Source organism: Streptomyces drozdowiczii (assembly GCF_026167665.1).
GTDB lineage: Bacteria > Actinomycetota > Actinomycetes > Streptomycetales > Streptomycetaceae > Streptomyces > Streptomyces drozdowiczii_A.
Window position 1 is genome coordinate 2,424,520 of record NZ_CP098740.1, and the last position, 18,411, is coordinate 2,442,930.

Annotated in this window: 18 protein-coding genes and 3 pseudogenes; 12 read left to right on the top strand and 9 right to left on the bottom strand. The window is 73.1% G+C overall.

Annotated features, from left to right (window positions below; all coding sequences use genetic code 11):
- The first annotated feature begins 118 nt into the window (after window positions 1-118).
- Window positions 119-783: pseudogene (locus tag NEH16_RS10710) on the top strand (O-methyltransferase).
- A gap of 104 nt (window positions 784-887) precedes the next feature.
- Here NEH16_RS10710 and NEH16_RS10715 read toward each other — a convergent pair.
- Window positions 888-1,055, bottom strand: a complete 168-nt coding sequence (locus tag NEH16_RS10715) for a DUF3117 domain-containing protein (protein ID WP_018105485.1) — start codon at window positions 1,053-1,055, stop codon at window positions 888-890.
- Window positions 1,056-1,368: 313 nt separating this feature from the next.
- Here NEH16_RS10715 and NEH16_RS10720 point away from each other — a divergent pair, with 313 nt between their 5' ends.
- Window positions 1,369-2,181, top strand: coding sequence for an enoyl-CoA hydratase/isomerase family protein (locus tag NEH16_RS10720; RefSeq protein WP_265541634.1), 813 nt, complete (start codon window positions 1,369-1,371; stop codon window positions 2,179-2,181).
- A gap of 10 nt (window positions 2,182-2,191) precedes the next feature.
- Here the strand turns inward: NEH16_RS10720 and NEH16_RS10725 are convergent, their stop codons facing one another.
- Together NEH16_RS10725 and NEH16_RS10730 are read right to left on the bottom strand one after the other, a co-directional pair.
- Window positions 2,192-2,779, bottom strand: a complete 588-nt coding sequence (locus tag NEH16_RS10725) for a DNA-3-methyladenine glycosylase I (RefSeq protein ID WP_265541636.1) — start codon at window positions 2,777-2,779, stop codon at window positions 2,192-2,194.
- Window positions 2,776-3,192, bottom strand: a complete 417-nt coding sequence (locus tag NEH16_RS10730; RefSeq protein WP_073964116.1) for a DivIVA domain-containing protein — start codon at window positions 3,190-3,192, stop codon at window positions 2,776-2,778. Before NEH16_RS10730 ends, NEH16_RS10725 begins: the two co-directional genes overlap by 4 nt.
- A 133-nt stretch (window positions 3,193-3,325) precedes the next feature.
- On the opposite strand from NEH16_RS10730, the gene folP reads away from it, so the two are divergent.
- Window positions 3,326-4,186, top strand: a complete 861-nt coding sequence (gene folP, locus NEH16_RS10735) for a dihydropteroate synthase (RefSeq protein WP_265547135.1) — start codon at window positions 3,326-3,328, stop codon at window positions 4,184-4,186.
- Between the two features lie 150 nt (window positions 4,187-4,336).
- On the opposite strand, the gene NEH16_RS10740 is transcribed toward folP, so the two are convergent.
- Both NEH16_RS10740 and dapE read right to left on the bottom strand, forming a co-directional pair.
- The gene (locus NEH16_RS10740) at window positions 4,337-5,122 is read right to left on the bottom strand and encodes a TIGR00730 family Rossman fold protein (RefSeq protein ID WP_265541639.1); all 786 of its coding nucleotides are present in this window, start codon (window positions 5,120-5,122) and stop codon (window positions 4,337-4,339) included.
- 109 nt (window positions 5,123-5,231) lie between these two features.
- Window positions 5,232-6,311 (bottom strand): succinyl-diaminopimelate desuccinylase, encoded by a 1,080-nt coding sequence (gene dapE, locus NEH16_RS10745; protein WP_265541640.1) that lies wholly within the window; start codon window positions 6,309-6,311, stop codon window positions 5,232-5,234.
- A gap of 36 nt (window positions 6,312-6,347) precedes the next feature.
- Here dapE and NEH16_RS10750 point away from each other — a divergent pair, with 36 nt between their 5' ends.
- Both NEH16_RS10750 and NEH16_RS10755 read left to right on the top strand, forming a co-directional pair.
- Window positions 6,348-7,271, top strand: a complete 924-nt coding sequence (locus tag NEH16_RS10750) for a hypothetical protein (protein WP_374215667.1) — start codon at window positions 6,348-6,350, stop codon at window positions 7,269-7,271.
- Window positions 7,272-7,585: 314 nt separating this feature from the next.
- Window positions 7,586-7,984 carry an ATP-binding protein gene (locus NEH16_RS10755; protein ID WP_073964121.1) on the top strand — a complete coding sequence of 133 codons (399 nt, stop codon included), beginning with the start codon at window positions 7,586-7,588 and terminating at the stop codon, window positions 7,982-7,984.
- Window positions 7,985-8,050: 66 nt separating this feature from the next.
- Here NEH16_RS10755 and NEH16_RS10760 read toward each other — a convergent pair whose 3' ends face one another.
- Both NEH16_RS10760 and fdxA read right to left on the bottom strand, forming a co-directional pair.
- Window positions 8,051-9,145 carry a bifunctional succinyldiaminopimelate transaminase/glutamate-prephenate aminotransferase gene (locus NEH16_RS10760; RefSeq protein ID WP_073964122.1) on the bottom strand — a complete coding sequence of 365 codons (1,095 nt, stop codon included), beginning with the start codon at window positions 9,143-9,145 and terminating at the stop codon, window positions 8,051-8,053.
- A gap of 118 nt (window positions 9,146-9,263) precedes the next feature.
- Window positions 9,264-9,584: a ferredoxin gene (fdxA, locus tag NEH16_RS10765; protein WP_018105475.1), complete on the bottom strand. Its 321-nt coding sequence runs from the start codon at window positions 9,582-9,584 to the stop codon at window positions 9,264-9,266.
- 117 nt (window positions 9,585-9,701) lie between these two features.
- Between fdxA and NEH16_RS10770 the strand changes: the two genes are divergently transcribed.
- The 5 genes and pseudogenes from NEH16_RS10770 to thrS form a co-directional block, all read left to right on the top strand.
- Entirely contained in the window at window positions 9,702-10,700 is a 999-nt protein-coding gene (locus tag NEH16_RS10770; protein ID WP_265541646.1) for a GNAT family N-acetyltransferase, read from the top strand.
- Between the two features lie 3 nt (window positions 10,701-10,703).
- The gene (locus NEH16_RS10775) at window positions 10,704-11,543 is read left to right on the top strand and encodes a transglutaminase-like domain-containing protein (protein WP_073964124.1); all 840 of its coding nucleotides are present in this window, start codon (window positions 10,704-10,706) and stop codon (window positions 11,541-11,543) included.
- 231 nt (window positions 11,544-11,774) lie between these two features.
- A complete protein-coding gene (locus tag NEH16_RS10780; protein ID WP_265541649.1) occupies window positions 11,775-12,623 on the top strand; it encodes a hypothetical protein in 849 nt (282 codons plus the stop codon).
- Window positions 12,624-12,744: 121 nt separating this feature from the next.
- Window positions 12,745-13,451: pseudogene (locus NEH16_RS33660) on the top strand (class F sortase).
- 208 nt (window positions 13,452-13,659) lie between these two features.
- Window positions 13,660-14,901, top strand: a pseudogene (gene thrS / locus NEH16_RS10790) (threonine--tRNA ligase); the annotation flags it as partial.
- On the opposite strand, the gene NEH16_RS10795 reads toward thrS, so the two are convergent.
- Window positions 14,898-16,250 (bottom strand): MFS transporter, encoded by a 1,353-nt coding sequence (locus NEH16_RS10795; RefSeq protein ID WP_343299513.1) that lies wholly within the window; start codon window positions 16,248-16,250, stop codon window positions 14,898-14,900. The pseudogene thrS and the gene NEH16_RS10795 overlap by 4 nt on opposite strands.
- Between NEH16_RS10795 and NEH16_RS10800 the strand changes: the two genes are divergently transcribed.
- Both NEH16_RS10800 and NEH16_RS10805 read left to right on the top strand, forming a co-directional pair.
- A complete protein-coding gene (locus tag NEH16_RS10800) occupies window positions 16,212-16,790 on the top strand; it encodes a sugar O-acetyltransferase (RefSeq protein WP_073964129.1) in 579 nt (192 codons plus the stop codon). The two genes, NEH16_RS10795 and NEH16_RS10800, sit on opposite strands and share 39 nt — an antisense overlap.
- Before the next feature lie 19 nt (window positions 16,791-16,809).
- Window positions 16,810-17,352 (top strand): TetR/AcrR family transcriptional regulator, encoded by a 543-nt coding sequence (locus tag NEH16_RS10805; protein ID WP_073964130.1) that lies wholly within the window; start codon window positions 16,810-16,812, stop codon window positions 17,350-17,352.
- A gap of 60 nt (window positions 17,353-17,412) precedes the next feature.
- On the opposite strand, the gene NEH16_RS10810 is transcribed toward NEH16_RS10805, so the two are convergent.
- Entirely contained in the window at window positions 17,413-18,045 is a 633-nt protein-coding gene (locus tag NEH16_RS10810) for a class I SAM-dependent DNA methyltransferase (RefSeq protein WP_265541656.1), read from the bottom strand.
- Window positions 18,046-18,411 lie beyond the last annotated feature (366 nt).

The window sequence follows — 18,411 nt, forward strand, 5'->3', positions numbered from 1 at the left end:
GGAAGCTCTCCCGGTGCCACGGACCCGATCGGCGGGCCTCGTCACCGGGCTTGTCCCCACCTTTGGACAACGCCCGGTCCCATCTGCGGGTTCCCGGGTCCAGCGGATACAGTCACCGTTGCGCCAACTAAGGGGACAGGAGAGGGTCATTACCGCCAACCGGCAGACGAGCTGGGCGTTCGCCGACGCCTTTGTCGCCGAGGACGAAGCACTGCGCTGGGCCCGGGACCGGGCCCGCGAGGCAGGGCTCCGCTCGGTGTCGCCAGGCACCGGGGCCGCCCTGCGCCTGCTCGCTGCCACCACGGACGCCAAGGCCGTGGCGGAAATCGGTACCGGCACCGGCGTGTCCGGCATCTACCTGCTGCACGGGATGCGGCCGGACGGGGTGCTGACCACGGTCGACCCGGAGCCCGAGCGGCAGCAGTTCGCCCGGGAGGCGTTCCGGGCGGCGGGCTTCGCGGCCAACCGGTCCCGCTTCATCCCCGGGCGGGCCCTCGATGTGCTCCCCCGGCTCGCGGACGGCGGCTACGACCTCGTCTTCTGCGACGGCGACCGGATGGAGAGCCTGGACTGCCTCGCTGAATCGTTGCGCCTGCTGCGACCTGGGGTCTCGTCTGCTTCGAGGGCGTCTTCGCGGACGGCCGTACGGTCGACTCGGCCGCCCAGCCCGCGGAGGTGCTGCGCGTACGGGAGCTGCTGCGCGCGGTCCGCGAGAGCCAGGAGCTGATGGCGACGCTGCTGCCGGTGGGCGACGGTCTGCTCTGCGCGGTCCGGCGCGGCTGAGCCGTACGCCCGGCCGCCCCGCGCGTATGCGTGCCGGCCCCGGACGCACCGCTGCCCCGGCACGGGAACCATGCCGGGGCAGCGGTGAAGTTATGAGCGTCTGCTCAGCCGACGACCTGCTTGAGGGCGTCGCCGAGTGCATCGGCCTCGTCCGGCGTCAGCTCCACGACAAGCCGACCGCCGCCTTCGAGCGGAACTCGCATGACGATGCCCCGCCCCTCCTTTGTCACCTCGAGCGGGCCGTCGCCCGTCCGCGGCTTCATGGCCGCCATGCTCGTTCCCCTTCCTGAAACCAGCTCATCGCAACCGGCGGCCCCATGACAGGCGCTGCCTCACCGGCATCGAACACAATGCTTCCACGCCATTATCCCGCATCACCGACCCCGATGACCAACATCGCTCTGCATCTCTTGGGCAACGCGCTCACTCAAAACCACCCAATTCGGGGACCTCACTGGGATACTCCGGCCCCTTGAGCCCCTCCCTGACGCGGAAATGTTTGACGCAGGTCACATGTCCACCCCCGGCGAAGTCGGCCATGCTTGCCTGGACACGCAGGTCAACGACACGCAAAGGGGACCTCTCATGGCCGATCACGACGACGTGGTGCGGTACGACCTCAGCGACGGGCTCGCCACCATCACGATCAACCGCCCCGGCGCGATGAACGCCATGAACACCGCCGCCAAGGTGGCCCTCCGTGACGCGCTGCGGTCCGCCGCCGCCGACACCGGCGTACGGGCGGTGCTGCTCACCGCGGCCGGCGAGCGCGCCTTCTGCGTCGGGCAGGACCTCAAGGAGCACCTGGCCAAGCTCGCCGAGACCGAGGCGGCGGGCGAGGGCAACGCGCTCAGCACTGTGCAGGAGCACTACAACCCCATCGTGCGGGCGCTGACCGAGATGCCGAAGCCGGTCGTGGCCGGGATCAACGGCGCCGCCGCCGGAGCGGGCTTCGGCTTCGCGCTCGCCTGCGACTACCGGGTCGCCGCCGACACCGCCTCCTTCAACACCTCGTTCGCCGGGGTCGCCCTCACCGCCGACTCGGGCGTCTCCTGGACGCTGCCCCGGCTCATCGGCCGGAGCCGCGCCGCCGACCTGCTGCTCTTCCCGCGCTCCATCTCCGCGCGGGACGCCCACGAGCTGGGCATCGTCAACAGGCTGGTGCCCGCCGCCGAGCTGGCCGCCGAGGCGGCCTCCGTGGCCCGCGCCCTGGCCGACGGGCCGACCGTCGCCTACGCGGCGCTCAAGGAGTCGCTCGCCTTCGGCGCCGGTCACAGCCTGGCCGAGGCCCTGGAGAAGGAGGACGAGCTCCAGACCAGGGCGGGGGTCTCCGAGGACCACGGGATCGCGGTGCGGGCGTTCCTCGCGAAGGAGAAGCCGAAGTACGTGGGGCGGTAGGGCGCCGGGTCTACACGGGGGTGGGGCGGGAGACGCAGTCGGCGAGGTGGTCGTCCACCAGGCCGCACGCCTGCATCAGGGCGTAGGCGGTGGTCGGCCCGATGAACCGCAGCCCCCGCTTCTTCAGCTCCTTGGCCAGGGCCGTGGACTCGGGGGTGACCGCCGGTACGTCCCCGAGGGTCTTCGGGGCCGGGCGGCTCAGCGGGTCGGGGGCGTACGACCAGATCAGCTCGTCCAGCTCGCCGGCGCCCCAGCCGGCCAGCACCCGGGCGTTGGCCATGGTGGCGTCGACCTTCGCGCGATTGCGGATGATGCCCTCGTCGGCCAGCAGCCGCTCCCGGTCCGCTTCCGTGAACTCCGCGACCGCCGGGATGCTGAAGCCGGCGAACGCGCTGCGGAAGCCCTCGCGGCGGCGCAGGATCGTCAGCCAGGACAGACCCGACTGGAACGCCTCCAGGCACAGCCGCTCGAACAGCGCGTCGTCGCCGTGGACCGGGCGGCCCCACTCCGTGTCGTGGTACCAGAGGTAGTCCTCGGTGGACAGGCCCCAGGGGCAGCGCAGTCCGCCGTCCGCCGCCGCCACGGCTCCGCCGGTCATCGGCCGGGCTCCTCGTCGTCACCCGCGGGCCGCTCGTCGGCCGGGGCGGCGGTCCCGGGCGCCTGCCAGGGGCGGGGTGGCTCCTCCTTGAGCAGGTCGGGCCCGCCCGTCCTGCTCGCCTGCGCACCGGCGAGGGCCGACTCCAGCTCCGCGATCCGGGCGTCCCGCTCGGCCAGCTCGGCGCCGAGCCGGCCGAGCGCGTCGTCCACGTCCGCCATCCGGTAGCCCCGGAGGCCGACGGGGAGCCGCAGCGCCTCGACGTCCGCCCGGCCGACCGGGCGCGAGGCGGGCAGCGGGTCGGTCAGCTGCTCGGGCGCCACGTCCTGAAGGACGGCGCTCCTGCCTCCACCGACCACCGCGAGGGTGACCGCGGCAACCACCACCACCATCGCCAGCAGCAAGAACCAGAACACGCGTATCTCCCCGGGAGCGGAATTCGTCCGGGTCCGATCGTGCCATGCGGTACTGACAGTTAGTGTCGGCTGTTGGCCCGCGGGGCTTGTTCCGCAGGTGGATTCACAGGAAGGGACACGGATGGCAAGCGGTGTGCTCCGGCTGGGGCGGCGTGAATTCGGGGCGCACGAGCAGGTGATCATGGCGATCGTGAACCGCACCCCGGACTCCTTCTACGACCGGGGCGCCACCTTCCGGGACGAGCCGGCCCTCGCCCGGGTCGAGCGGGCCGTGGCCGACGGCGCCGCGATCATCGACATCGGCGGCGTCAAGGCCGGCCCCGGTGACGAGGTCACCGCCGAGGAGGAGGCCCGCCGCACGGTCGGGTTCGTCGCCGAGGTGCGCCGCCGCCACCCGGACGTGGTGATCAGCGTCGACACCTGGCGCCACGAGGTCGGCGAGGCGGTCTGCGAGGCGGGGGCGGATCTGCTGAACGACGCGTGGGGCGGGGTGGACCCGAAGCTCGCGGAGGTCGCCGCGCGGTACGGGGCGGGGCTGGTGTGCACCCACGCGGGCGGGGCGGAGCCCCGGACCCGGCCGCACCGGGTGGGGTACGAGGACGTGATGGCCGACATCCTGCGGGTGACCGTGGGGCTGGCCGAGCGGGCCGTCTCCCTGGGGGTCAGGGCCGACGGGATCATGATCGACCCCGGTCACGACTTCGGGAAGAACACCCGGCACTCCCTGGAGGCGACGCGCCGGCTCGGCGAGATGGCGGAGACGGGGTGGCCGGTCCTGGTCTCGCTCTCCAACAAGGACTTCGTGGGCGAGACGCTGGACCGGCCGGTGAAGGAACGGCTGCTCGGGACGCTGGCGACGACGGCGGTGTCGGCGTGGCTGGGGGCGCGGGTGTACCGGGTGCACGAGGTGGCCGAGACGCGGGATGTCCTGGACATGGTGGCGTCCCTCGCGGGGTGGCGGCCACCGGCGGTCGCGCGGCGGGGGCTGGCGTAGGGGTGAGGTTTCCGGGGCGCTGCCCCGGACCCGCGCCTCAAACGCCGGCGAGGCTGAAAGTGGCCGCGCGGCCACAATCAAGCCCCTCCGGCGATTGAGGAGCCGGGGTACGGGGGCAGCGCCCCCGCAAAGCCCGGGCCCCGCAGCACCTCAGCGCCCCACTTCCTTCGTCACCAGGGCCACCGCCTCGTCCACGTCGTCCGTGACGTGGAACAGCAGCAGGTCCTTCTCCGACGCCTTGCCCTGCGCCACCACCGTGTCGCGGAGCCAGTCCACCAGGCCGCCCCAGTACGCCGTGCCGAAGAGGACGATCGGGAAGCGGGTGACCTTGCCCGTCTGGACCAGGGTCAGGGCCTCGAAGAGTTCGTCCAGGGTGCCCAGGCCGCCGGGCAGGACGACGAAGCCCTGCGCGTACTTGACGAACATCGTCTTGCGGACGAAGAAGTAGCGGAAGTTGACGCCGATGTCGACGTGCGGGTTCAGCCCGGACTCGAAGGGCAGCTCGATGCCGAGGCCGACCGAGATGCCGCTCGCCTCGCGCGCGCCCCGGTTCGCCGCCTCCATCGCGCCCGGGCCGCCCCCGGTGATGACGGCGAAGCCCGCGTCGACCAGCGCTCTGCCGATCCGTACACCCGCCTCGTACTCCGGCGCACCGGCGGGCGTGCGGGCCGAGCCGAAGACGCTGATGGCGCTCGGCAGTTCGGCGAGCGCGCCGAAGCCCTCGACGAACTCCGACTGGATGCGCATCACCCGCCACGGGTCGGTGTGCACCCACTCGGAGTCGTCCTCGGAGTCCAGCAGCCGCTGATCCGTCGTGCCGGGCTGCACCTGGTCCCTGCGGCGCAGTACGGGGCCGAGTCGCTGCTCCTCGGGCCGTACCGCACCCTCGGGGACCTCCGCGCCCTCGGGAATGCGCGCGTCCTCGCGGTTGCCCATGACCTGCTCCCTCCGCCGACGTCGGGGGCGCCCGGCGACGCCTCCGTCTCCCGCCAGCGTAGATCGCCACGGGTTACGGACAGGGGAATCCGGGAGGTCAGGTCGTGGGTCAGGCGGTGAGCCAGGAGCGCAGGCGCTCCTCGCAGTGGGTGATGCGCTCCACCTTGACGTGCTCGTCGCGCTTGTGGGCGAAGACCGGGTCGCCGGGGCCGTAGTTGACCGCCGGGACGCCGAGGGGGCCGAAGCGGGCCACGTCCGTCCAGCCGAACTTGGGCCGGGCGACGCCGCCGACCGCGTCCATGAATGCCTTGGCCGCCGGGTGGGAAAGGCCGGGCATCGCCGCGCCGGAGTGGTCGTCCACCGTGAACTCCGCGACGCCGCAGTCCGCGAAGACCTCGCGGACGTGGGCCAGGGCCTCCTCCTGGCCGAGGTCGGGGGCGTAGCGGTAGTTGACGACGACCGTGCAGGCGTCGGGGATGACGTTGTTGGCGACGCCTCCCTCGATGCGTACGGCGTTCAGGCCCTCGTGGTACTCCAGGCCGTCGATCACCGGCCGCCGGGGCTCGTACGCGGCGAGGCGGGCGAGGACCGGGGCGGCGGCGTGGACCGCGTTGGACCCCATCCAGCTGCGCGCGGAGTGCGCCCGCTCGCCCTCCAGGTGGAGGAAGACCCGCAGGGTGCCCTGGCAGCCGCCCTCGACCTCGCCGTTCGAGCCCTCCAGCAGGATGGCGAAGTCGCCCTTCAGCCAGTCCGGGTGGGCGTCGGCGATGCGGCCGAGGCCGTTGAGGTGGGCGGCGACCTCCTCCTGGTCGTAGAAGACGAAGGTGAGGTCGCGGTTGGGCTCCGGCACGGTGGCGGCGATGCGCAGCTGGACGGCGACGCCGGACTTCATGTCGGAGGTGCCGCAGCCCCAGAGGAGGCCGTCCGCGTCGAGCCGGGACGGCACGTTGTCGGCGATCGGCACGGTGTCGATGTGCCCGGCCAGGATGACGCGTTCGGAACGGCCGAGGTCCGTCCTGGCCACGACGTTGTTCCCGTACCGCTCGACGGTCAGGTGCGGCAGTTCGCGCAGCGCTGTCTCGATGGCATCGGCGAGGTCCTTCTCCTCCCCGCTGACCGAGGGGAAGTCCACGAGCGCGGCGGTGAGGGCGGGCCCGTCAAGGGTGAGGTCAAGCGTGCTTTCGGCCATGGATACGAGCCTAGCGTCTGTCGTACGGTGGCCCCCGTGACCAGGACCGATTCCGCTGCTCCCCGGCGTCCCGGCCGCAGCCGTCGGCTGCGGATCGTGGCGGCCGTCGGTGTGCTCGCGGCGGTGGCCGGTTATCTGACGATCCAGTACGTTTCGGGCGGGCGCGGGTCCGATCAGTGCACGGTGCGGTCGGCGGACGGTACGTACCGGCTGACGCCCGAGCAGGCCGCGAACGCCGCGACGATCTCCGCGGTCGGCACCACGCGCGGGATGCCGGAGCGCGCGGTGACCATCGCGCTGGCCACGGCGTTGCAGGAGTCCGCGCTGCACAACCTCGACCACGGCGACCGGGACTCGCTCGGGCTGTTCCAGCAGCGGCCCTCGCAGGGCTGGGGCACCGCGCGGCAGATCATGGACCCGGTGTACGCGGCCGGGAAGTTCTACCAGCACCTGGCGAAGGTGCCGGGCTATTCGCGGCTGCCGCTGACCGAGGCCGCGCAGCGCGTCCAGCGCAGCGGTTTCCCGCAGGCGTACGCGAAGCACGAGCCGGACGCGGCGCTGCTGGCCGCCGCGCTGACCGGCCGCACCCCGGCCGCGCTGGACTGCGAGCCACCGCGGACCACCGCCGGGACGGGCGACCCGGCGAAGGTGCGGGCGGCCCTGGTGACCGCCTTCGGCAGGGGCGTCCTGCCGGCCGGCACCGGCACGGCGGGCCCCTCGGCCTCGGGCACGCTCGCGGTCCCGGTGCGGGCGGACCGCCGCGCCGACCGGGACGGCGTGCCGCAGCGCGGCTGGGAGCTGGCGCACTGGGCGGTGGCCCAGTCCGAGGCACTGGGCATCGACCGGGTCGCGTACGGGGGCCGGGTCTGGGCGGCGGGCTCGGGCTGGCGCACGGAGCGCGAGGCGTCGAAGCGCGAGGCGGCGGACACGGACGAGGTACGGCTCCGCCTGGTGAGCTGAGAGCGCTCGGGGCCGCCCGCGCACGCGTGCGGATCATCGCCCGTCCGGGCGTACCGCCGTGCGCCCCCGGCGCCCCCCTGACGGCCCGCCGACGGCCGGTCGCGCGCCTCCCGCGGGCCTTGCCGCGCAAGGGGAGTGACGGTTCGCCGGGTGACCATGGAGCGCACCTTTTGCCCGGGTTCCTCCGCTGAGGATTATCCGACGCATTGCCCAGTCTTTACGTCACCGCACCGCAACCTCACCCGCCCCCACGACGGTTGTCATGGCGTCCGGCTCACGGACAGCCCGAATTCCTCTCCCGTCGAAGGAGCATCATGTCCCTCCCCCTGACCCGTCGGATCGCCCGTACCGCGCTGCTGATCGCGGCGGGTGCGGCCCCCGTGGTCGGTGCGGCCGGTGCCGCGGGTGCCGCGGAGCTCCCGCAGGCCCCGGACCTCGGCGGTCTCACCAGCGTCGAGGGTTCCGGTCTCGGCAAGACGGTCGAAGGCGCCGCGAAGCCGGCCTCGGGTGCCGCGAACGAGACCGGCGGCAAGCTCGTCGGCACGGCCCTGCCGGTGGCGGGCAAGACGCTCACCGACGTCGGCGGCAAGGCCGCCCCCGCCGCGAAGAAGGTCTCCGGCGCCACCAAGGGCGGCGCCACCGGCACCGTCTCCAAGGCGGCCAAGGGCGGCCTGCCCACCGACTCCCTCACCAAGGGCCTGCCGCTCGGCTGACGCCCCAGCGACGCATGAGGGCCCCCGGGAGCGCGTGCTCCCGGGGGCCCTCCCGTACGCCGGTGGTCAGCCGAGGCGCTTGACCGCCGCCGCCACGCGCTCGTCGGTGGCCGTGAACGCCACACGGACGAAGCGGTCGCCGGCCGGCCCGTAGAAGTCGCCGGGCGCGACCAGGATGCCCAGCTCCGCCAGGTACGCCACGGTGTCCCAGCAGGGTTCGTCGCGGGTGGCCCAGAGGTACAGGCTCGCCTCGCTGTGCTCGATGCGGAAGCCGTGGGCCTCCAGCGCCGTACGCAGGGCGGCACGCCGGTCCGCGTACCGGGCGCGCTGCTCGGCGACGTGCGTGTCGTCGCCGAGCGCGGCGACGGTCGCGGCCTGGACGGGGGCGGCCGTCATCATCCCGCCGTGCTTGCGGATCTGCAGCAGCTCGCCGAGCACGGCCGCGTCGCCCGCGATGAACGCGGCGCGGTAGCCCGCGAGGTTGGACCGCTTCGACAGGGAGTGGACGGCGACGATGCCCTCGTACGTACCGCCGCACACGTCCGGGTGGAGCACGGAGACCGGCTCCGCTTCCCAGCCCAGCTCCAGGTAGCACTCGTCGCTGAAGACCAGTACGCCGTGCTCGCGCGCCCAGGCGACGATGCGGATCAGCTCGTCCTCGGCGAGGACGCGGCCGGTCGGGTTGGACGGGGAGTTGAGCCAGAGGAGCTTCAGGCCGGCCGGGTCCAGCTCGGTCGGGTCGTCGTAGGCCACCGGCTCCGCGCCGCAGAGCCGGGCGCCGACCTCGTACGTCGGGTAGGCGAGGCGCGGGTAGGCGACCTTGTCGCCGGGGCCCAGGCCGAGCTGGGTCGGCAGCCAGGCCACCAGTTCCTTGGAGCCGACGACGGGCAGCACGTTCTCGTGGGTCACCGACACCGCGCCGAGCCGCCGCTCCACCCAGCCGGTGAGCGCGTCGCGCAGCGCGACGGTCCCCCACACCGTCGGATAGCCGGGGCTGTCCGCGGCCGCGACGAGCGCCTGCCGGATCAGCTCGGGCACCGGGTCGACGGGAGTGCCGACGGACAGGTCCACGATCCCGTCCGGGTGGGCCTCGGCCGTCGACTTGTAGGGCGCCAGCTTGTCCCAGGGGAAGACCGGGAGGCGGGAGGAGACTGCGGACACGGCTCTCTGCTTTCTCGTACGGATTTCACGCGGGCGGCCCGGCGGGCGCGGGAAACACCGCGGTCCCGCACGGCGGCGAGCCGTACGGGACCGGGGCGGCGCACATGCCGGGGCGCTGTTACTGGTTCTGCGGCGGCAGCGCGGCGATGAACGCGTGGTCGCGCTCGATCAGGCCGAGCTTGGAGGCACCACCCGGCGAACCGAGGTCGTCGAAGAACTCGACGTTCGCCTTGTAGTAATCCTTCCACTCGTCCGGAGTGTCGTCCTCGTAGAAGATCGCTTCCACCGGGCAGACCGGCTCGCAGGCTCCACAGTCGACGCACTCGTCCGGGTGGATGTACAAGGACCGCTGGCCCTCGTAGATGCAGTCGACGGGGCACTCTTCGATGCAGGCCTTGTCCTTGACGTCGACACAAGGCTGCGCGATGACGTAGGTCACGCTGTCGTTCCTCCTCGGTAGGGCGTTGGCTCTCGCGCGGGAGCGCGGCGTCGTCGATGCCCGCACCTAGTATCTCCGTTCGCGGGCACGATCCGAACAGGAGGGGCGGACAGAGCTGTGGAATTCACCATCGGCGGACGGCTTGAGGTCCGAATTGCACCGGCTGACGTGGGCAAACGGGTATCAGTCCGGCGTCTGACCGAAGACGGCTCCGACGGGTCGAAATTCACCGACACGGTCGGCGTTCTCACATCATGGAACGACGGCGTGCTGTGCGTCACACCCAAGAGCGGCGAGTCGGTGCGCATCCCGGAGTCCTCGCTCGTGGCGGGCAAGGTCGTGCCGTCCGCCCCGGCCCGGCGGCGCGGTCCCGCCGCCTCCTTCGCCGAACTCGCCCGGGTGACCGCGCGCGCCTGGCAGCCCGTGGAGAGCGAACCGCTGGGCGACTGGCTGCTGCGCGCCTCCGCCGGATTCACCCGCCGCGCCAACTCGGTGCTGCCGCTGGGCGACCCGGGCGTGCCGCTCGGCGAGGCCCTCGGGCGGGTCCGCGCGTGGTACGCGGGCCGGGGGCTGCCCGCGTACGTACAGACCGCGACCGGTGCCGAGGGCGCGCAGGAGGAACTGTGCGCGGTGCTGGAGGAGCACGGCTGGCGGCGCGAGGTGACGGCGGAGGTGCGGATCGCGGCGCTCGCCCCCGTCGGTGACCTGCCGGCCGAGGTGTCCCGGGTCCGGCTGGAGCGTACGGCCGACGCGGCGTGGCTCGCGCGCTACCAGCGGGTCGGGACGCCGGGGCCCGAGGTGACGTCAGTGCTGCACAGCGGCCCGTCGGTGTGGTTCGCCACCGTGCCGGGCGAGGACGGCGAGGCGCCCGCCGCGATCGGGCGGTGCGTGGTGGACGGGCGGTGGGCCGGGTTCATGGCCGTCGAGGTGGCCCCCGAGCACCGACGCCGGGGCCTGGCGACCGCCGTGATGACGGCGCTGGCCCGGCAGGCGATGGACGAGGGCGCGTCCGCGGCCTGGCTCCAGGTCGAGGCGGACAACGAGGGCGCCCGCGCGCTGTACGACGGGATGGGCTTCGCGACGCACCACCGCTACCACCACTTCCGGCCGGTGTGACCGGTGGCGCCCGAGAGGAACGACCGCGAGGAGCTGCGCCGCCGGTTCGCGGAGGAGGCCCGGGCCGAGCGGCCCGATCTGGCGCTGCTGTGCCTGCTGGTGGCGGCGGAGGCGGATCCGGAGCTGGACGCGCACGGCATCGACGAGGCCCAGATCGAGCTGGACCGGCTGGCCGGGCTGCTCCCGTACGGTCTGCGCGGGGCCCACGCCTGGGCGTCGGCGCTGGCCGAACTGCTCGGTGAGCGGCACGGGTTCGAGGGGGCGGCGGCGGACTACCAGCGGCTGGAGTCGTCCCTGCTGCACGAGGTGCTGCGGCGGCGGCGCGGGCTGCCGATCCTGCTGTCGGTGGTGTGGATCGAGGTCGCCCGGCGGGCGGGCGCCCCCGTGTACGGGGTGGCTCTGCCGGGCCATTTCGTGGTCGGCTTCGGCGACCCGGCCGAGCGGGTCCTCGCCGATCCGTTCGCCGGGGGGCGGCCGCTGTCGGACCAGGACGCGGAGCTGATGGTGACGAGCGCGACCGGGGAGCGGTGGGAGCCGTCGTCGCTGGAGCCCGCCCGGCCGCTGGAGGTCGTGCTGCGGGTCCTGAACAACATCCGGGCCTGGGCCGCGGCCCGCCCGGAGCACACGGCCGTGGCGCTGTGGGCGGCCGAGCTGTCGCTGCTGCTGCCGTCGCATCCGGCCAGGCTGCGCTACGAGCACGCCCAGCTGCTGGTGCGCGCGGGCGAGTTCCTGCGCGGGGCGGCCGAGATGGAGGAGTACGCGCAGGTCGTGGAGGAGGTCGAGCCGGCCGTGGCGGAGGCGGTGCGCAACAGTGCGCGGGCGGCGCGGGCGCTCCTGAACTGACGGAGCGGGAGGTGTGGCGCGGCGCCCAAACCTCGCGGGGGCGCGGCATGCCGTCCAACGGGTGATTATCCGTTCTTCGCCACTCGATGGGCCCACGCCGTAGCCCCAATGCGGCGCTCTCCGATGGCGCGCTCCCGGGTTCGGACTGACGGTGGATCACGTAGCCGCTGCGTCACCAGGAGTCGACAGGTCGTCACTCCTCGCAGGGGCGACGAAAGGAAATGTGTACAGATGCGCTCTGCCCGCACGCTGTTCGCTTCGGCCGCCGTCACGGCGGTCCTCACCATCACCGCTCCCTCGGCGTACGCGATGACCGTCGCCGCCGACCAGCACCACGGCGGCTCGTCCGCCTCCGACCACGAGCACGACAACTCCGACGGCGAGTGGAAGAAGGACAAGCCGCACGGCGGCGTCCACACCGGCGGCGGCGCCCTCGCCAAGGCGGTCGCCAAGGAGTGGCAGCCCGGTGACGAGGGCGGCAAGTACAGCAAGGACGACGAGGACAAGCCGCACGGCGGCGTCCACACGGGCGGCGGCGCGCTGGCCAAGGCGGTCGCCAAGGAGTGGCAGCCCGGCGACGAGGGCGGCAAGTACAGCAAGGACGACGAGGACAAGCCGCACGGCGGTGTCCACACCGGCGGCGGCGCGCTCGCCAACACGCTCGCCAAGGAGTGGCAGCCCGGCGACGAGGGCGGCAAGTACAGCAAGGACGACGAGGACAAGCCGCACGGCGGCGTCCACACCGGCGGCGGCGCGCTCGCCAACACGCTCGCCAAGGAGTGGCAGCCCGGCGACGAGGGCGGCAAGTACAGCAAGGACGACGAGGACAAGCCGCACGGCGGCGTCCACACCGGCGGCGGCGCGCTCGCCAACACGCTCGCCAAGGAGTGGCAGCCCGGCGACGAGGGCGGCAAGTACAAGGACGAGGAGAAGCCGAGTGGCGGCATGCACACGGGTGGCGGTGCGATGGCGATGACCGGCAGCGGTCTGGCCGCCGGTTCGCTGCTGCTGCTCGGTGGCGCCGGCGTGGCCGCGTACCGGCTCCGCCGCCGTCAGGCGTCCGGCGGTGCGATGGCCTGACCGGCCCGCGGGCCTCTGTCGTCGCGGTCGCCGTCCCTCCGGGGCCGGCGGCCGCGGCGCCCGCGTTTCCCCGGTCCTCCCCACTCGTACCGCCCCCGTACGGACGAAAGGCACGTTCCTCATGGCCGCCCCGCAGACCACCGAAACCCCCTCCCCCGGGGCCGCGTCCCGCACCGGCTCGCTCGGCCGGGCCCTGTTCTGGCCCCTCGCGACGGCCGGTCTCGGCATGACCCTGATCTACCACTCCATCGGTTCGCCGGCCGACGACAAGGCGCCCGCCCCGCCCCGGCAGCGGCGTCCGCCGCCGCGTCCGCGTCGGCCGCGGCCTCCGCCGAGGCCGCCCCGAGCGAGTCGCCCGCGCTGCCCCGCTCGGTTCCGACGCGGCTGCGGATCCCGGCGATCGCGGTGGACGCGCCGTTCACTCCGCTCTCCATCGGTCCTTCGGGGCAGCTCGACGCGCCGCCGCCGAACGACAAGAACCTGGTCGGCTGGTTCAAGGACGGTGCGACGCCCGGCGAACGGGGGGCGTCGATCGTGGCGGGCCATGTGGACACCACGACCGGTCCGGCCGTCTTCCTCCAGCTGCGCTTCCTGAAACCCGGGGCGACCGTGGACATCACCCGCGCCGACGGCACGGTGGCCACGTTCTCCGTGGACACCGTGGAGACGTTCAGCAAGGCGGACTTCCCGGACGACAAGGTCTACGCCGACACCCCGGACGCACAGCTGCGGCTGATCACCTGCGGCGGCAACTACGACCGGAAGGCCAAGGACTACGAGGACAACGTCGTGGTCTTCGCGCACCTGGACTCGGTGAAGAAGGGGTGAGCGGCGGCCTTCCCCCGCGTATGGGCGGGAAAACCGGATGCGGGCGGGCGCGGGGCGCTGTTAGCGTCCGAATCATGCAGCGTGCCGCCATGAACACGACGACGCCGGAGAGTGTCCCGGCGCGCTGACTGATGACCAGTCCGAAAAGCCCCGGGGCGAGTGCCCCGGGGCTTTCGCGTGGGGTCGCTCGCCCTTCCCACGCGAGGAGACCGCCATGCACGACCACCGCAAACTCGGCCGCGAGCTGGAACTGTTCGACACCGACCCGCTGATCGGCGCCGGGCTCCCCTACTGGCTGCCGGACGGGGCGGAGCTGCGCCACACCCTGGAGGAGTACATCCGGGGCGCCGAGCGGAGGGCGGGCTACCGCCATGTGTACTCGCCGGTGCTCGGCAAACGGGAGCTGTACGAGCGCTCGGGGCACTGGGCGCACTACAGCGACGACATGTTCCCGCCGATGGACCTGGGCGAGGGACAGCAGCTGGTGCTGCGGCCCAGCCTGTGCCCGCACCACGCGCTGATCTACCGCTCCCGGGCGCACAGCTACCGCGAACTGCCGCTGCGGATGGCGGAGCTGGGCGGGATGTACCGCGCGGAGCTGTCCGGGGTGCTCGGCGGGCTGACCCGGGTGCGCTCCATCCAGCTGAACGACGCGCACATCTTCTGCACCGTGGAGCAGGTCGCCGCCGAGGCGCGCGGCGCGCTCGACATGATCCTCCGGGCGTACGGGGCACTGGGCGTCCGCGCGGCCCGCTTCCGGCTCTCGCTGCCGGGGCCGGGCGGCAAGTACGTCGCGGCCCCGGAGCTGTGGCGGCGCTCGACCGCGCTGCTGACCGAGGTGCTGGAGGCGTCGGGGCTGCCGTACGAGGCGGCGGAGGGCGAGGCGGCGTTCTACGGGCCGAAGATCGACGTCCAGGTCGAGGACGCGGCGGGCCGCGAGTTCACCCTGTCCACCGTGCAGGTCGACTTCCACCAGCCGGAGCGCTTCGACCTCCACTACATCGGGGAGGACGGGGCCAAGCACCGCCCGGTCATGGTGCACCGCTCCATCATCGGCAGCGTCGAGCGGGCCGTGGCCCACCTCATCGAACAGCACGGCGGTGCCTTCCCGGCCTGGCTCGCCCCGAAACAGCTGGCCGTCCTGCCGGTGTCCGACGCCGAACTCCCGCACGCGGAGGCGCTGGCCGCGCGGTGCGCCGAGCTGGGGCTGCGCGCGGAGGTCAGCGACCGTGGGCGCGGCAGCCTGGGCGCCCGGATCCGCGCCGCCCGGCTGGTGCCGTACCAGGTGGTGATCGGCGCGGCGGAGGCGGCCGACGGGCTCGTCGCCCTCCGCCTGCGCGACGGCCGCCGCCTCGCCCCCATGCCCGCCGGGGACGCGCTCTCCCGGATCACCGCGCTGACCGCCGCGCACAGCACCGCGCTGTGGGACGAGGAGGCGGGGGGACGCTAGGCCGCGTCCGGGGCCGCCTCCACCCTCGGCTTGTCGCCCTCCCGCCCGGGGCCCAGCGCCCCCGCCAGCGCAGCCGCGAGGGCGACCAGTGCCAGGACCACGGTCATCGTGAGGCGCAGGCCGATGTGGTCGGCGAGGAAGCCGAGGGCGGGCGGGCCGACCAGGAAGGCGCCGTAGCCCGCCGTGGAGACCGCGGCCACCCGGGCGGCGGCGTCCGTCGGGTGGTCGCCTGCGGCGGACACCGTGACCGGGAAGCCGAGCGACGCGCCGAGCCCCCACAGCACCGTTGCGGCGCCCGCCATCAGGGGGCTCGGGGCGACGATGACCACCGCCAGGCCCAGCGCGGCGGTCAGGCCGCTGATCCGGACGACCAGCGCCCGGCCGAACCGCTCCAGGAAGGGGCCGCCGGCGAGCCGGCCCAGGGTCATCGAGGCGGCGAAGACCAGGAAGGTCAGCGAGCCCGCCGTGGGGCTCACGTCGTACCCGTCGACCATGAGCAGCGGCAGCCAGTCGTTGGCCGCGCCCTCCGCGAAGGCCATTGCCAGCACGATCACGCCGATGAGGACGAGCTGCCGGTCGCGCCATACGCGCAGCTGGCCGCGGAGGCCGCCCTGCCCGGACTCGGCGGCGGGCGCGTCGTCCTTGCCGGTGCCGGGCGGGATGGCGAGGACCGCCCGCGTACCGGCCGCGGCTATCAGCACCGCGACGAGTGTCAGATGCCAGCCGACGGGGAACGCGGCCGCCGTCAGCGCCATGCCGAGGAGCGCCCCGACGACGGTGCCCAGGCTGAAGCAGCCGTGCAGCACCGGCAGGACGGGCCGCCCGATGGCGGTCTCGACGGCGGCGCCCTCGATGTTGAACGCCACCTCGCTCATGCCCATCCCGGCGCCGAACAGGGCCAGCCCCGCGAAGACCACGGCGGCGAGCGAGAGGGCGGTGCCGGCCGCGACGACCAGCAGCCCGGCGACGATCAGGGCGACCCCGCCGAGGATCGTGGTCCGGCCCCCGTGGCGCCGCACCAGCGGCCCGGACGCCATGACACCGGCCATCGAACCGGTGGAGAGCCCGAAGAGCACCAGACCCATCGCGCCGGTGGACACGTCGAGCCCGTCCCGGACGGCCGGGGTGCGCGCGACCCAGGAGGCCATGCCGGTACCGGCGGCGAGCATGAAGAGGAACAGTGCGGCACGCCAGCGGCGTGTGGCGGCATCCATACAGCGGGGCCTCGTCAGAAGGTCGGAAAGCGGCGAGCGGAAAGTGGCGGGCGCCACGAGCGTACGATCGTACGCCTGGAGTGTACGCTCGTACCCATGACGGACTACTTCGCGGGCGATCCGCGCACGAACCACGAGCGCATGCTCGCCGGAGACCTGTACATCGCGGACGACCCGCAGATCGTCGAGGCCCAGAAGCGGGCCGTGCGGCTGGCCGCCCGCTATCTCGCCGCCTACAGCGAGGACCCGGACGCCGCGCAGCCGCTCGTCGCCGAACTCCTCGGCGGCCTCGGCGCGGGCGCGCACATCCGGCCGCCGCTGTACGTCGACTACGGCTCGTACATCACGGTCGGCGAGGACACGTTCATCAACTACAACCTGACCGCGCTGGACGTCGCGCCGATCACCATCGGCCGGGACTGCCAGATCGGGCCGAACGTCCAGCTGCTCACGCCCACGCATCCGGTGGAGCCGGAGCCGCGCCGGGACAAGCTGGAGGCGGCACGGCCCATCACGATCGGCGACAATGTCTGGCTCGGCGGCGGGGCGATCGTGCTGGCCGGGGTGACCATCGGGGACAACAGCGTCATCGGCGCGGGAGCCGTCGTCACCAAGGACATCCCCGCCAACGTGGTCGCCGTGGGCAATCCGGCCCGGGTGATCCGTTCGATCTAGACGAGAGACAGGGACCCAGGTGGCGACCGGACGGAACGACCCCGAGCGGCGGGAGCGCATCATCACCGCCGCGCTCGACCTGATCGCGGCCGAGGGGGTCGCCGGGACCTCGCACCGCAAGGTGGCCGCCCGGGCCGGGGTGCCGCTCGGCTCGATGACGTACCACTTCGCCGGTATGGACGAGCTGCTGCGGGAGGCGTTCACCCGCTTCTCCAGCAGCATCGTCGCCGTCTTCGAGGAGCGCCTCGGCGCCGCCACCACGCAGGACGAGGCCCGCGAGGCGGTCGCCGATCTGGTGCACCACCTGTCCGGCGGCAATCAGCGCGAACTGGTCCTCACGCACGAGCTGTACACCCTCGCCGCCCGCAAGCCCGCCTACCGCGAGCTGACCCGCGAGTGGATGCGCCGCAGCCGGGTCGCCCTGGAGTGGCACTTCGACCCGGCGACGGCCCGTCAGCTCGACGCGCTGATCGAGGGCCTTTCCATCCATCGCGCGCTGGAAACCGAACCGCACGACCGCGCCCTGACCGTCGAGGCCATCGCCCGCATCACGCGCGCCTGACGCGCGTTCACAGCTCCTGGCCGGCACCCCACCTGACCAAGGTGCCGGCCAGGTCACCTCTCACGCACCGGCCGCCCGGGCCAGCAGGCAGACCTGGGGCCACCTCGCGCCCGGAGTCGTCAGCCGGGCGGTGAGGGCGAACCCGGCCTCCTCCAGTTGTCCGACAACCCGGTCGGGCGACAGCAGGTGGATGGCGTACGCGTATCCACCGGCACGCTTCTCCGAGACATAGGGCTCACCGTTCCCGGCGTGGAACCCCAGCAGCAGCCGGCCGCCGGGGGCCAGGACACGGCGGAACTCCGCGAAGAGGACCGGGAGCCGGTCCGGCGGCGTGTGCAGGATCGACCACCAGGCGACGATCCCGCCGAGACCGCCGTCGGGCAGTCCGAGCGCGTCCATCGTTCCGGTCTCGAAGCGCAGCTCCGGGTGGCGGCGCCGGGCGAGGTCGACCATGCGCGGCGACACATCCACACCGTGGACGCTCAGCCCGAGACCGGCCAGATGGGCCGTCACATGACCAGGACCGCAGCCGAGATCGGCGACGGGGAGTCCGCCGTCCGCGCGGACCTCCTCCGCGAACGCGCCGATCAGCGCGCGTCCGGCCACATCCTCGGCGAAGAGGCCGGGAACGCGTGCGGCGTAGTCCTCGGCGACGGTGTCGTAATAGGCGCGGGTCGCGTCGAGTTCGGTCATCCGCACGACCCTAAGGGGTGGTTACGCCGCTCGACGCCGGGCACCCCGCGCTCCCGGGTGGTCACCGTCAGCTCCTGAACCCAAGAGCGCGCCGAACTGGCCACAGAGTGGGTCAATTGCCGTGCCGCAGACATTATTTGTTGCGCACAGCCCGGTTGGGGCAAGGCTTCCGATGCACACCTCTTGACGTGTCCAGGGTAACGGCGGAAGCATCGACACCCACCGGAGAGCGCTCTCTGAGCGTTTCGCCGGACCGTTCGTCGCGTCACCCGCACCAAGACCCAGGAGACGTACGTCCATGCACCTTCCCCCCACGGAAGCCCCCACCACACCCCCACACCCCCTCCACCGCACCATCCCGCCGCA